Below are 12,964 nucleotides of genomic sequence, written 5' to 3'. Positions count from 1 at the left end.
CCGTGTCATAACTGGCCACTCGCGTCAGCCGATACGCCGCTCCGCGGCGGTGACGAGCTTGCGTGACAGCGTCCCGAGCACCACCCGCAGGACGAGCCAGTAGGCCAACCCGACCACGCGCCAACGGGTCTCGTAGCCGCCCCGCCACGTCACCCGGGTCCCGTCGGCGGCCTCGGCGAAGGACACCTCGGCCTGGTAGTCGCGGATCGGACCGTCGGTGAGCATGGTGTAGCCATGTCTGCGGCCCGGTTCGTGGATCGTGGTCATCTCACGGGTCGGCCGGTTGCGGGTGCCCACGGCCCGGATCGCGCCGACCCCACCGTCGTCGGCCGGGCCGCGCGTCTCCCATGCCGAGTAGGGGATCAGGGGTTTGGCCCACTCGGACCACCGGGATCCGTCGGACACGATGGCGAACAGGGTCTGCGGCGACGCCGTGGTGTGGCGGCGGACAACACATTCATGGTGGCGGTACACGGTCGACAACATAACAGAACGGTGTTCTATTATGTTGAAATGCCGGAATCCGCCCCGCCGTTCACCCGCGCACGCAACCAGGCACAGCGCCAGGACCGGTTGTCCCAGTTGACGGCCGCGGCACGGGAATGCCTGGCACACACCCGCGCCGCGACCCTGACACTGGGCGACGTCGCGGCCGCTGCCGGACTCGCGAAGTCGGGCATCCTGCGGTATGTCGGGTCACGCGAAGCGCTGCTGCTGCGGGTGATGTACGACGAGCACCTGGCCTGGATCGATGCGTTGGCCGACGAACTCCGTACGGCCACCCCGGCCGCGGCACTGGCGCACACGCTCGCCGCGCGACCGGTGCTGTGCGATCTCATCGCGGCCTCGCCCGTGCTCATCGGCCGGCTCGGCCCGGACGATCTACGCACGCTTGCCGCGCAGGCGGCAGATGCCCAGCAGCGGCTCGGCTCCGCTCTGCGGCAATCACTTCGGCTATCCGATGATCAGCTGCGATCGCTGACGGCGGCCGTCCACGCATTCACCGGGACGGCCTGGGCGTGGACCACACCGGATTCGGCCGGACCCAACGCGATGGTCACCGACTTCGAATCCACCGTGGGCCGGCTGCTCGACATATTCATCGCGGGTCTGCGGTCCTAAGTCAGCAATGTCCCGCAGTGCGGCCTCAGTGTGGCGGGCCCAGGTACGGGAACACGTCGAGGGTGTCGGTGTGCGGGCTCAGGCCCGAGGGCGGACAGTCACCCTTGGTCAGCGACGCCAGCCGGTAGTCGATCACGTCGTCGGCGAACACCCGGCCATTCGGGTACTTGGCGGGCTTCGACGGGTTGAACGTCAACATGTCCGGCAGGATCCCCTCGGCGTCGATGGCAGCGATCGCCTCGTCGTGCGAGTAGCCACCGGTGTGCCCCAGCAGATGGATGAACTGGCCCATCCAGCGCTCCCGGTCATGGATCGGCACGCCGGCGTTGTACTCCAGCTTGGTGTCGTCGGTGTTGAAGAAACTGCTCACCGACGGATGTCCCGCCCGGTCCACGTGCAACAGCTCGCCATCGCGGTGCAGGCTGCACCGGCCCCAGATCCGGATGTCGGGATCGGCGCCCAGCTGCACAGTCGGCAGCTCCAAGACCATCGAGCACACATTGGCCTGGGTGTTGGAATCCACGCCGGTCCAAGGATATTGACCGCTGAGATGGAATGCGGTGAAGTTCCGGCCTCCGGAGGTGTCGAACAGGTTCTTGACACCGTCGAAGTCGAAGAAAAATGCGTCACTGCGGGCACCGGCGAAGAACGTGTAGGCGTCGGTCTGGGCGATCACCGGCTCCGACCCGAACGACACCTCGACGCCGGTGAAGATCCGCTCCCCCACCGCTTCCGGCGATTCCGCGTCCTCGTCGGCGGCGAGATACACGTCCACGGTCTGGCGGCCGTCGACCGGCTCGGAGAACACGTAGCTGAACGCGATGTCGTCGCGCAGGTCACCGTCGTTGTCGATGGCCAGCCGGTAGATGGCATCCGGATGCAGGGCATCGGCGCTGGGATTGGCGTTGAGGATCAGCACGGTCCGCGTGGGATCGGCCGGTGACTGGAAGGCATACAGATCGCATAGATCTAGTCGCTGGTCGCCCAGCGGTGGCCCGAGACTCAGCCCGGTGAAATGGTTCGACATGTACTCATCAAAGCGCGCACACGGTCGGGCCGCACCGGAAACGGGCTACACCCGCGCGTAGACCACGCGACTGCACACAGCCAACCAGGACGGCCTGTGGACAACTTGTGGATGGTTTTCGATGCGTCTCGCATCACCACTGGTCAACGGCTACATTTTCGAATTACACGGATGTGAGTAAGACTGTGAGTCGACGGCCTACCGCAAATCCTCCTGGACTCACCGCGTGAGACCAGCGAGTGCGACGACAGCCGCGTTGGCACCGCACATTCCGTGCGCACCGGGCCCCGGCGGGGTGGCCGCCGAGCATAGGTACATGCCGGGAACGCCAATCCGATAGGGCTGCAGTGTAGTCCGCGGACCGAACACCAACTGCCGGATATCCTTGGCGCCCGTACAGATGTCACCGCCGACATAGTTGGCGTTGTACACCGACATCTCCGTCGTCGAACGCACCGCCATCCCGACGATCCGGTCGCGGAATCCGGGGGCGAACCGCTCGAACTGGCCGATTATCGCTTCGGTCGCGTCACCGGTATAGCCGTGCGGCACATGGGCATACGAATACACCGGGTTGATGTTGCCCACCGAGCGCCCAGGATCGGCTACGAACTGCTGCCCGACGAGCACGAACGGTCGTTGCGGCATCCGGCCGGCGTGGATCTCCCGCTCGGTCGCGGCGATCTCAGCGAAGTCTCCACCCAGGTGCACCGTCCCGGCGCCACCGACCTCCCGGTGCGCCCACGGCACCGGCCCCTCGACCGCGAAGTCGACCTTGAATGCTCCCGGTCCGTAACGGAATCCCCTCAGTCCACGGGCCACCCGCCTGGGCAACCGGTCCCCCAGGATGTCGACGACGGCCGTCGGCGCCAGATCGAACATCGTCACATCGGCCGGCGGCAACTGAGCCGCGGACGCAACCCGGACACCGGTCTGCACCTTGACACCCAACTCGGTGAGCACCGCCGCCAGCGCATCGGTGATGGCCTGCGAACCGCCCTGCGCCACCGCCCAGCCGTGCCGGTGCCCGGCCGTGATGATGCCCAGCCCGATCGCCGAGGTCAGCGGATAGTGCAAGGGCCGGAAGGTGTGTGCGGCAACGCCACCGAACAATGCCCGCGCCGCCTCGGTACGGAACAACCGGGAGAACGCCGACGCCGGAAGCACCGTCGGTGCACCGAACCGGGCCAGCGCCAGCGGATGCTTCGGCACCCGCAGCAGCGGCCCCATGATGTCCTGCGACAGCGTGTCGAACTTCGCCGACGGGCCGCCGAAGGCCCGCCGCCAGCGCGCACCGTCCACGCCGAGCGCGGTCGCGGTGTCGTCGACGCTGCGGTACAGCAGGCCCGCGGCACCACCATCGAGCGGATGCGCGCAGTCGATCTCGGGCCATTTCCACTGCAGACCATGGCGTTCCAGGCCGAGGCCGGCCAGGAAAGCCGAGCCGACCGCCATCGGGTGGATCGCTGAGCAGTGGTCGTGGACCAGGCCGGGCACGATACCTTCGCCGGAGCGCACCCCGCCGCCGATCGTGTCGGCCGCCTCCAGGACCGTTACGTCCACCCCCGCCGAGGCCAGCGTGATGGCGGCCGCGAGCCCGTTGGGCCCGGCACCGACCACGACCGCGGTATTCACGCGCGCCGAATCAGATCGGGGTCAGGCCGTGCTTGCGCAGCGTCTTGGGCGCGTTCTGCTTGTCGCGCAGCAGCTTCAGCGACTTGCGCAGCAACAGCCGGGTCTCGTGCGGTTGGATCACACCGTCGATGTAACCCCGCTCGGCCGCGATCCACGGCGTGGCCAGGTTGAGGTTGTAGCCCTCGATGAAGTCGGCGCGGATCTTCTGCACCTCGGGTGCGGTCGGATCTGGGAACCGCTTCACCAGAAGCTGCGCTGCGCCCTCGGCGCCGATCACCGCGATACGAGCGGTCGGCCAGGCGAAGTTCAGATCCGCCGACAGCTGCTTGGAGCCCATCACCGCATACCCACCGCCATAGGCCTTGCGGACGACGATGGTCACCTTCGGCACATCGGCCTCGACGATCGCGTTGAAGAACCGGCCACCACGCTTGATGATGCCGTCCTTCTCCTGCTGCACACCCGGCATGGCGCCCGGGGTGTCGACCACGAAAACCAAAGGCAGGTTGAAGGAGTCACAGAACCGGATGAAGCTGGCCGCCTTGTCAGAGGCATCCGTGTCCACCACGCCCGACAGGAACATCGGTTGGTTGGCGATCACACCGACCGGCTGGCCGTCCACCCGCGCGAACGCGGTGATCATCGCGGGGCCACGCTGCTCGGCGATCTCGAAGACGTCACCGTCGTCGAAGATCCGCAGCAGGATCTCGTGCATGTCGTAGGCCGTGTTGTCGGCGTCCGGCACGATCGAATCGAGCTCAAGATCGTGCGGGGTGATCTCGGGTTCCAGACCCGGGTTGACGATCGGGGCATCGTCGAAGTGGTTGGCGGGCAGGAATGAAAGGTAGTCGCGCACGTACTGGAACGCGGCCGCCTCGTCCTCGACAACCTTGTGGATATTGCCCCGCTGGGCCTGCACGTCGGCGCCGCCGAGCTCGTCGAACGTCACATCCTCACCGGTGACGTCCTTGATCACGTCGGGGCCGGTGATGAACATGTAGCCCTGGTCGCGCACCGCCACCAGCAGGTCGGTCTGGATCGGCGAATAGACCGCGCCGCCGGCGCATTTGCCCAGAATGATGGAGATCTCCGGGACCAGACCGCGCAGCATCTCGTGCCGGCGGCCGAGTTCGGCGTACCAGGCCAGCGAGGTCGCCGCGTCCTGGATGCGGGCGCCGGCCGAGTCGTTGATGCCGATGATCGGGCAACCGACCATGGCCACCCACTCCATCAGCTTGGCGACCTTGCGGCCGAACATCTCGCCGACCGAACCCTGGAACACCGTCTGGTCGTGGCTGAACACACCGACCGGGCGCCCGTTGATGGTGCCGTGCCCGGTGACCACACCGTCGCCGAAGAGGGCGTTGGGGTCTCCCGGGGTTTTGGCCAGGGCACCGATCTCCAGGAAGCTGCCCGGATCGACCAGCGCGTGGATCCGGGCGCGGGCGCTCGGAATGCCCTTCTTGTCCCGCCGGGCGATCGCCTTGGGATCGCCGGGTTCCTTGGCCAGTTCCAGCTTCTCGCGGAGCTCGGCCAGGAGTTCGGCCGTGGTCTTGTTCGTCACTTGCTCTCGCTCTCCGCTTCGATACGGTTGATCGCCTCGCTCAGGTGAGCACCCACTTTGGCAATGTACGGCTCATCGATGGCCTGAATGTGCTCGCCCCCGATGGGCAACACCTCGAGGTCTTTGACGAACTCGCCCCAGCCGCCGTCGGGCTTGCGGGTCGCGTACGCGGGCTCGAAGACGATGGCGTCGTCGTGGTACCGGTCGGCCAGGTACAGGGTGACGTGCCCGTCGTACGGCTGGATCGCGATGGTGTCCAGCGCGCGGTTGTCCAGGTACGACGTGCGCTGGTGCTCGATGATCCCGCCCGGGATCTGCACGCCGCTCTGCGCGACGATCTCCAGCACGAACTTCACCTGGCCCTCGTCGTCGAGCTTCTCCAACTCCTCGTACGGAATGGCCGGGACCTCGACGTTGAAGGTGCGCTCGGCGAACCGCGCGTAGCGGTCCCAGCGGGCGCGCATACCTTCCTTGGTCTGGTCGATCGGCTCGCCGGGAAGTGCGAGGTCGATCAGCCCCACGAACCGGACATCGGCACCGGCGCGCTTGAGGCCGATCGCACACGCGTAGGCCAGCGCTCCACCCAACGACCAGCCGGCCAGGATGAACGGTCCCTTGTGCATCTCCAGCAGCTTGGGCACGTACTCGGCGGCGCGCTCCTCGATCGAGCCCTCGACCCGCTCGATGCCGTACACCGGGGTGTCGGCCGGCAGTCGCTTCATCAGCGGCTCGTAGACCACGGTCGAGCCGCCCGCGGGATGGAACACGAACAGCGGAACCTGCGGGCCACCATCTTTCGCGGGACGCAGGGTACGGACGAACCCGTCCACCACGCCCTCTTCGAGCTGATCGCGCACGATCGTGGACAGCTCTTCGATGGTCTTCGCCGAACGCACCTGCTCGACGGTGACGGTGCCCTCGGCGCGCTCGGAGAGCCGCTCGGACAGCTTGGTTGCCGTCTCGACATCGACGAAGGGCAGCTCGCTGAAGATGCCGCCCGGCGACTTGCCGGTGACGATCGCCCAGGTGGCGAAGGTGACCCGCTCCGCGGCGTCACGCGGGGGCACATCGGCGCCGAGCGCCTCGGTGACCGCCTCCTGGGTCAGCACCTTGGCGGCTGCCGCGGCCGCCGTGGCCTTGCTGGGTCCGGACGGATCACTCGGTGCCGGTGGAACCGGCAATTCGGCCGGTGCCGGAACGGCCGGTCCGGTCGGATCGGTCGGTGGCGGCGGGATCTCCAGGCCCTCGACGGCGGTGGCCTCGGCAACCGGGTCCACCCCGGCGACTTCGTCAGCCTTCTCCGCCAACGGGTGCCCGGCCTCGGCCAGCTTGGCCTCCAGCTCGGCGACCGTGGAAGCCCCACCCAGCAGCTCAGACTGCGCTGCGGCGATCTCCTCGGCCGTCTTGCCCTTCTGCGACTCGGCGATTTCGTCGACCTCGTCGCGGTGCTCGATCGCGTACTTGATCAAGTCCTCGACGTTGTACAGGTTGGCGTCGCGGACCGCGGTCAGCTGGATCGGCGGCAGGTCGAAGTCGTACTCGACCCGGTTCTTGATCCGCACTGCCATCAGGGAATCCAGGCCCAGCTCGATCAGCGGCACCTCCCACGGCAGGTCCTCGGGCTCGTAACCCATGGCACCGCCGACGATGGTGCCGAGTCGCGCCGCGATGGTCTCACCCGAATCCGGTGACCACTTGGCAAAGCCCGCACCGAGATTGGCGCCCTTGGTGAGGTTGTCGGTCAGAATGGCCGCATCGTCCTCGACCTCGGGCTCAGCCACCACTTCCGGGGCAGCCGAAACCTGCTCGGCGACAACACCGGCACCGACCGCGGTCGGCAATGCGGCTGCGGCTCCGCCGCGGGTCACGATCGCGTCGTAGATCAGGGTGAAGGACTCATCGATCCGGGCGTGCACCTGCACCGAGGCACCGCCCGGGTGCCGGGTCAGCGTGGTCACCAGGCGTGAGCCCTCGGCGGGCACCGCGCGCTGCTCGGAGGCGGTCAGCTTGGCATCCGGAAGCACCTGCACGGCAGCCGCTTTCACCAGCGCGGCGAGGTCGGCGGCGCCCTTCGGCACGAACTCCCAGACGTGCTTGCCGTCGGGTGTCGCGACGTGGTTGCCGGGCATCACTGCCGAGCTGTCCGCGGTGAACTTCGCTTCCAGCCAGTGCTGCTTGCGCTTGAACCGGGTGGGCGGGATGTTGGCGAAGTCCAGCGCACCGGCCAGACCACTGGATTTGCGCGGGAACAGGGTCCGGAAGTCCAGGCTGTGACCGTGCACGAACAGGTGGGCCATGGCCGTGACCATCGACTCGACCTCGTCCTGCTTACGGGCCAGGGTCGCCACCAACTGCGCATCGTGCAGCCCGGCCGACGCGGTGGTCAATCCAACCTGCATGAGTGCCACCGGGTTCGGCGCCAGCTCGAGGAACGTGGTGTGGCCGTTGTCCACCGCGTTGCGGATGCCGTGGGTGAAGTAGACGCTGTGGCGCAGCCCCTTCTTCCAGTAGTCCACATCGTGGATCGGCTCGGCGCCGGCCCGGATGAACTTGCCCTCGTGCACGGTCGAGAAGTAGCCCGTGGTCAGCGGCTGCGGTTCGATACCTTGGATTTCGGCGGAGAGCTCACCGAGCAGCGGATCCATCTGCTGGGTGTGGCTGGCGCCCTTGGTCTGGAGCTTGCGGGCGAACTTGCCCTCGGCCTCGGCGCGGGCAATGATCGCGTCGATCTGCTCGGGCGGGCCGCCGATGACGGTCTGGGTCGGGGCGGCGTAGACACACACCTCGAGGCCCGGGTAATCGGCGAAGACGGTCTTGATCTCGTCGGCCGAGTACTCCACGAGCGCCATGAGCCGGATGTACTCGCCGAACAGCATCGCCTCGCCCTCACCCATCAGGTGTGCGCGCGAGCAGATGGTCCGGGTGGCGTCGGCCAGCGACAGGCCGCCGGCGAAGTAGGCGGCGGCCGCCTCACCGAGCGACTGTCCCACCACCGCACCGGGTTTCGCACCGTGAGCCTTGAGGAACTCACCCAGCGCGATCTGGAGGGCGAAGATCACCGTCTGGACCACTTCGATGGGGTATTCGCAGGTGTCGTTGGTGTAGTCGATCGCGTCGTCGAGAATCAGCTCGACGATGGAGTACCCGCGCTCATCCTGGATATGCGCATCGACCTTGTTGATCCACTCGGCGAAGACCGGCTCGCGCAGGTACAGGCTCTTGCCCATCTTGCGGTGCTGCGCACCGAATCCGGCGAGCACCCACACCGGCCCGTTGGTCACCGGGCCGTCGGCCGAGATCACCGTCGGATGCTGCTTGCCGTCGGCGATCGCCCGCAGGCCCTTGATCGCCTCGTCATGGTCATGTGCCAGCACCACCGCACGGGAACGGCCGTGGCTGCGGCGCGACAGCGAGCGTCCGATGGATTCGAGCGACGACGCGCGACCCTCTTCGCTGTCGATCCAGTCCGCCAGCTCAGCCGCGGCGACCTTCTTGCGTGAGCTCAGGAACGCCGAGATCGCAAGCGGGACAACCTTCTTGGTCGGTTCAGCAGCTTCTGCTGCCGCCAGCTCCTCGCGGGCTGCCTCGATCAGTCGCAGCGCCTCATCGGTCAGGCCGGGCAGTTCGTAGTTCGGCTCGTCATACGTGGCCGAGCCGTAGGCCGAGTGTTCATTCGGTTCATCGTCGTCATGAATAAACTCGCCGTACTCGTCCATCCGCACGCCGCCGACGGGAGTCTCGGCGTCCTCTGAGGCCGACTTGCTCTCAACGGCTTCGGGTTCCGGCTGCGGTTCCACCAGATCCGACGGCAGCACCTCGCGCAGCACCAGGTGGGCGTTGGCACCACCGAAGCCGAAGCCCGAGACACCGGTGATGGCGTGCCCGCTGTAGCGCGGCCACTCCGAGAGTGTGTCGTTGACCTTGAGGTGTTCCTTGTCGAAGTCGATGTAGGGGTTGGGGCCCGCGTAGTTGATCGACGGGGGCAGCTTGTCGCGCTGCAGCGACAACGTCATCTTCGCCAGGCTGGCCGCGCCGGCGGCCGACTCCAGGTGTCCCACATTGGATTTCACCGCACCAAGCAGGGCAGGCTTGTCGGCATCGCGACCGCGGCCCACCACCCGACCCAGTGCGTCGGCCTCGATCGGGTCACCCAGGATGGTGCCGGTGCCGTGCGCCTCGATGTAGTCGACGTCACGCGGGTTGATCCCGGCGTCCTTGTAAGCCTTGCGCAGCACGTCTTCCTGCGCGTCCGGGTTGGGCGCGAGCATGCCGTTCGACCGGCCGTCGTGGTTGACCGCGCTGCCGGCAATCACGGCGAGGATGGTGTCCCCGTCGCGGCGGGCATCGGAGACCCGCTTGAACACCAGCATGCCGCCACCCTCGGAGCGGGCATATCCGTTGGCGTCCGACGAGAACGACTTGATCCGGCCGTCCGGGGCCAGTACCCCGCCGACCTCGTCGAAACCGATGGTGACGATCGGCGTGATCATGGCGTTCACCCCGCCGACGATGGCCACGTCGGCCTCGCCGGAGCGCAGCGCCTGCACACCCTGGTGCGCGGCGACCAGCGAGCTGGAGCAGGCGGTGTCCACCGACACCGACGGTCCGCGGAAGTCGTAGAAGTAGGACACCCGGTTGGCGATGATCGAGGTGGCGGTGCCGGTGATCGCGTACGGGTGCGCCGCCGTCGGGTCCATCAGGGCCAGGAACTGGTAGTCATTGTTGGAACTACCCACGTACACAGCGACATTGGTGCCGCGCAGGCTCGACGCCGGGATGCGGGCATGCTCGAGGGCCTGCCAGGTCAGTTCCAGCGCCATCCGCTGCTGCGGATCGATGTTGTCGGCCTCCATCTTCGACAGCGCGAAGAACTCGGAGTCGAAACCCTTGATATCCGAGAGATAGCCGCCGCGAATGCTGGCCTTGCCGACACGTTCGGCGATCCGCGGCTCGGCGAGGAATTCCTCCCAGCGCCCCTCGGGCAGGTCGGTGATGGCGTCCTTCCCGGCGAGCAGCGCGTCCCACATCTCATCGGGGGAGTTCATGTCCCCCGGGAAGCGGGTTGCGACGCCGACGATGGCGATGTCCTCGACATCCGCGGTGCGCGACCAGTCCTCGTCACCGGTGTCCTCGGGCTCGGGCTCGCCTTCGATGATCACCGTCGCCAGCGACTCGATGGTCGGGTGCCGGAAGAGCACCGTGGCGGTCAGCGTGACCCCGGTGAGGTCCTCGATGTCGCTGGCCATGGCCACCGCGTCACGCGAGGACAGACCCAGCTCGATCAGCGGGGTGGTCTCGTCGATCACGTCGGGCGACTGGCTCGTCGCGGTGGCGACCGCCTTGCGCAGCCACTCCCGCATCTCCGCGACGGTCAGGTCGGGACCCGAGGCCGACTGGCCTGCAGACTCGGTGGTCGCTGGAAGATTCGAATTGCTCTGGGTGTCATCCATGTTCAAGTCACCTTCGTCATGCATCGGCGCTGGGCGGCGTGGTGCCTAGCTCAGTCAGTCCGTCTCGTCCGGGAATGCGTTGGCGATCTTGCCGCTGCGCAGGGAGCCGTCCAGGTACGCGGAACGGCAGGCCCGACGGCCGATCTTGCCGCTGGAGGTACGCGGAACGGCGCCGGCGGCGGTCAGCAGCACGTCGCGCACGGTCACACCGTGCCGTACGGCGATCGCCGCGCGGATGTCATCGGTGATCGGACCGACTTCGAGCTTGTGCGAGCCGGGTGCCCGCTCGGCGACGATGACCAGCTGCTCAGAGCTGTCGTCGTCGTCACGGTGCAGCCCCGCGTGCGCGTTCTCGAACACCTCGTCGGGCAGCTGGTTGGCCGGCACCGAGAAGGCCGCCACGTAGCCGGTGCGCAGCGCCTTGCTGGCTTCCTGCGCCGAGTACTCCAGGTCCTGCGGGTAGTGGTTGCGGCCGTCGATGATGACAAGGTCCTTCACGCGACCGGTGATGTAGAGATCACCGTCGTAGAAGGCACCGAAATCGCCGGTGCGGACCCAGGTGGCGTCGTCTTCGGCACCCTCGGCGTGTGACGGGCTGGTCCGCGACTTGAGGGTGTTCTGGAACACCTCGACAGTCTCTTCGGGCTTACCCCAGTACCCGGTGCCCATGTTCTGGCCGCTCATCCAGATCTCGCCGACCTGTCCGTCGGGCAGCTCCGTCGCGGTCTCGGCATCCACGATGACGGCCCACTCGGAGACGCCGACCTTGCCGGCCGAGGCCTGGGCAACCGCCTTGATCGAATCGCCGTCCACCTCGACGATGCGACCGCTGTTGAGCGCGTCGCGGTCGACGTAGATGATCTTGGGCTCTTCGGCAGCCGGGGTGGTCGACACCATCAACGTTGCCTCGGCCAGGCCGTAGGACGGTTTGATGGCCTTGGCCGGGAAGCCGAACGGGCTGAACGCCTCGTTGAACCGGCGCACGGTGGCCGCCGAGATCGGCTCGCTGCCGTTGAGCACGGCCTTGACGTTGGACAGGTCGAGTGGCGCGCCGTCTTTCGGCACACCCCGGGCCGCGGCGTGGTCGAACGCGAAGTTCGGGGCCACCGAGATGACACCGCCGATGTCGCCTTCCTTGCGGGCCATCTCCCGGATCCAGCGCTCGGGGCGGCGCACGAAGGCGGCCGGGGTCATGAAGGTGAAGTAGTGGCCGATCATCGGGGCGATCAACCCGGTGACCAGACCCATGTCGTGGAAGAACGGCAGCCAGGACAGGCCGCGGTCGCCCTCCTCACCTTCGAGCGCCTCGACGATCTGCACCACGTTGGTGGCCATGTTCAGGTGGGTGATCTGCACACCGGTCGGGATTCGGGTGGATCCGGAGGTGTACTGGAGGTAGGCGATGGTCGACTCGTCGACGTCCTCGAAGTGGACCCAGGTGGCGGCGACGTCGTCGGGCACGGCGTCCACGGCGATGACCCGGGGACGCTGGTTGGCCGGCCGGCCGCGGAAGAACTTGCGGACGCCCTCGGCGGCGTCGGTGGTGGTCAGGATGGCCGACGGGTGGCAGTCGTCCAGCACCGCGTGCAGGCGGCCGACGTGTCCGGGCTCCGACGGGTCGAACAGCGGCACCGCGACACGGCCGGCGTAGAGCGCGCCGAAGAACGCCACGAGGTAGTCGAGGTTCTGCGGACAGAGAATGGCCACGCGGTCACCGGGCTGGGTGACCTGCTGAAGGCGCGCGGCCACCGCCTTGTTGCGCGCACTGAACTGGGCCCACGTCAGGTCGCGGGCGACGCCGTCGCGTTCGGTCGAAAAGTCCAGGAAGCGGTATGCCAGCTTGTCGCTGCGAACCCTCGCCCAACGCTCGACGTGTTCGACGATGCTGGCGCCGTCAGGGAACTTGATCTGGCCGTCCTTGATGAACGGATTGATGAACGGCATTTAACTCTCCTGTCAGAGCCGTACTCGTCGCGTTGTCGCACGTCACTGGTGTGGTGCGTCGCAGCCACTCGGCGGCCAGCACATACCCAAACCCGACGATCGTACCGGGCTTGCCGATCCATGCCACGAATCAGTTGCCGGGTCTATTCAACCCACAACCCGCGCACGAAGCTCTTATTTTTCTCTTAATGTTAGGGGACCGTGACGGTCCCGACCAAATCC

The 12,964-nt window shown here is 67.1% G+C and carries 7 protein-coding genes; 1 reads left to right on the top strand and 6 read right to left on the bottom strand.

The window, feature by feature from the left end; translation table 11 throughout:
• Positions 1-24 precede the first annotated feature (24 nt).
• Positions 25-486: an SRPBCC family protein gene (locus JOF57_RS26845; protein ID WP_209922200.1), complete on the bottom strand. Its 462-nt coding sequence runs from the start codon at positions 484-486 to the stop codon at positions 25-27.
• Between the two features lie 27 nt (positions 487-513).
• Between JOF57_RS26845 and JOF57_RS26840 the strand changes: the two genes are divergently transcribed.
• Positions 514-1,122 (top strand): TetR/AcrR family transcriptional regulator, encoded by a 609-nt coding sequence (locus JOF57_RS26840; RefSeq protein WP_209922199.1) that lies wholly within the window; start codon positions 514-516, stop codon positions 1,120-1,122.
• A 25-nt stretch (positions 1,123-1,147) separates the two neighbouring features.
• Here JOF57_RS26840 and JOF57_RS26835 read toward each other — a convergent pair whose 3' ends face one another.
• From JOF57_RS26835 to fadD32, 5 genes are all read right to left on the bottom strand, one after another.
• Positions 1,148-2,149 (bottom strand): DUF4331 family protein, encoded by a 1,002-nt coding sequence (locus JOF57_RS26835; RefSeq protein ID WP_209922197.1) that lies wholly within the window; start codon positions 2,147-2,149, stop codon positions 1,148-1,150.
• Between the two features lie 219 nt (positions 2,150-2,368).
• Entirely contained in the window at positions 2,369-3,784 is a 1,416-nt protein-coding gene (locus JOF57_RS26830; protein WP_209922195.1) for a phytoene desaturase family protein, read from the bottom strand.
• 10 nt (positions 3,785-3,794) lie between these two features.
• On the bottom strand, positions 3,795-5,348 hold the full coding sequence (locus tag JOF57_RS26825; protein WP_209922193.1) for an acyl-CoA carboxylase subunit beta: 1,554 nt from the start codon (positions 5,346-5,348) through the stop codon (positions 3,795-3,797).
• Positions 5,345-10,798: a polyketide synthase Pks13 gene (gene pks13, locus JOF57_RS26820; RefSeq protein ID WP_273544754.1), complete on the bottom strand. Its 5,454-nt coding sequence runs from the start codon at positions 10,796-10,798 to the stop codon at positions 5,345-5,347. Before pks13 ends, JOF57_RS26825 begins: the two co-directional genes overlap by 4 nt.
• A 54-nt stretch (positions 10,799-10,852) precedes the next feature.
• The gene (fadD32, locus tag JOF57_RS26815; RefSeq protein WP_209922191.1) at positions 10,853-12,742 is read right to left on the bottom strand and encodes a long-chain-fatty-acid--AMP ligase FadD32; all 1,890 of its coding nucleotides are present in this window, start codon (positions 12,740-12,742) and stop codon (positions 10,853-10,855) included.
• Between the last annotated feature and the right edge of the window lie 222 nt (positions 12,743-12,964).

The organism is Mycolicibacterium lutetiense (genome assembly GCF_017876775.1).
GTDB lineage: Bacteria > Actinomycetota > Actinomycetes > Mycobacteriales > Mycobacteriaceae > Mycobacterium > Mycobacterium lutetiense.
This window is presented reverse-complemented; position numbering and strand designations above follow the sequence as displayed.